Genomic DNA, 1,921 nt, shown 5'->3' on the forward strand with positions numbered 1-1,921 from the left:
GCCGCAAAGGCGGCAAGCCCGTCAACTCGCAGGCCACCCAGCCGCTCAAGGCCGCGAAACGCAAGATCCGCGTTACCGAGGCTATCCGCGTGGCCGACATGGCCCACCAGATGGGCCTCAAAGCCAACGAGATCATCAAGATTCTCTTTGGCCTTGGCGTCATGGCTACCATCAACCAGGCTCTGGACTTCGACACGGCCACTCTGGTGGCTTCCGAATTCGGTTACGAGGTGGAAAAGGCCGGCTTCTCCGAAGACGACTACCTGACCCCCAAGGAAGTGGACGCGCCCGAAACCCTCAAGCCGCGCCCGCCCGTCGTGACCATTATGGGCCACGTTGACCACGGCAAAACCTCACTGCTTGACGCCATACGCAAGTCCAACGTCACCGGCGGCGAAGCCGGGGGTATTACGCAGCATATCGGCGCCTACCACGTGAAGACCAAGCGCGGCGAGATTGTCTTCCTCGACACGCCCGGTCACGAAGCCTTTACGGCCATGCGAGCCCGCGGCGCGCAGGTGACGGACCTTGTCATCCTTGTGGTGGCTGCCGACGACGGCGTGATGGAGCAGACCCGCGAAGCCATCAACCATGCCCGCGCCGCTGGCGTGCCTATCATGGTTGCCGTCAACAAGATGGACAAACCCAGTGCCGACCCCGACCGTGTGCTGCGTGAACTGGCCGAACTGGGCCTGCAGGCCGAAGAATGGGGCGGCGATACCATTGTTGCCAAGGTGGCTGCCAAGACCCGCATGGGCCTTGACGACCTGCTTGAAATGGTGGCCCTGCAGTCTGAAATTATGGAACTCAAGGCCAACCCCGATAAGGTCGCCAAAGGCCGCATCGTGGAAGCCAAGCTGGACAAGGGCCGTGGCCCCGTTGCCACCGTGCTTATCCAGGAAGGAACCCTGCATCAGGGCGACAACTTTGTGTGCGGTCCCTTCTCCGGGCGCGTTCGCGCGCTCATGAGCGATCAGGGCAAAAAGGTCAAGGAGGCCGGACCGTCTCTGCCGGTGGAAGTGCAGGGTTTTGAGGGCGTTCCGGAAGCTGGCGAAGAGTTCTTTGTGGTCAGCGATGAAAAGCTGGCACGCCGCATCGCCGATTCCCGCGCCATCAAACAGCGCGAACGTGAACTGGCCTCCGAATCGCGCGTGACGCTCGAAACCTTCCTTTCGCAGCGCAAGTCCGATCAGGAAACCCTTACGCTCAACCTTGTGCTCAAGTCCGACGTGCAGGGCAGCCTGGAAGCCATCACCGAAGCGCTGGTCAAGCAGAGCACGGACAAGGTGCGCATCAACGTTGTGCACGGTGGCACCGGCGCCATTACCGAATCGGACATTCTGCTGGCTTCCGCCTCGCAGGCCATCATCATCGGCTTCAACGTGCGGCCCGCAGCCAAGATCAAGGATGTGGCCGAACACGAAAACGTGGATATCCGTTTCTACGAGATCATCTACAAGCTGGTGGACGACATCAAGAGCGCCATGGCTGGCATGCTGGCTCCCGTGCAGCGTGAAGTCTACCTCGGCCAGGCCGAAGTGCGCGACACCTTCAGTGTGCCCAAGATCGGCATCATCGCGGGCTCCTACGTGGCCGACGGCAAGATCGCCCGTAACGCCGGGGTGCGCCTGCTGCGCGACGGCGTGGTGGTCTACACCGGCAAGATCTCTTCCCTCAAGCGCTTCAAGGATGACGCCAAGGAAGTCGTCAAGGGCAACGAATGCGGCGTGGGCCTGGAAAACTTCAATGACATCAAGATCGGCGACATCATTGAAGCGTTTGAAACAGTGGAAGAAGCAGCCACGCTGTAGCCGTACGCTCCAGCCGCGAGGCTGATAACCGCAGGTTTTCGGGGGAGGTTTCTTGAACAAGAAGCCTCCCCCGCTGCCGCTCCACGCCCGTCGGCCTCACGGCCTGCCAG

At 61.3% G+C, this 1,921-nt stretch carries 1 protein-coding gene; it reads left to right on the top strand.

Annotated features, from left to right (window positions below):
- A partial coding sequence (gene infB, locus V6C07_RS06555) for a translation initiation factor IF-2 (protein WP_333535545.1) occupies nt 1-1,811 on the top strand: 1,811 nt, incomplete at its 5' end.
- Between the last annotated feature and the right edge of the window lie 110 nt (nt 1,812-1,921).

The organism is Desulfovibrio sp. 1214_IL3152, assembly GCF_036763055.1.
Classification (GTDB): domain Bacteria; phylum Desulfobacterota; class Desulfovibrionia; order Desulfovibrionales; family Desulfovibrionaceae; genus Desulfovibrio.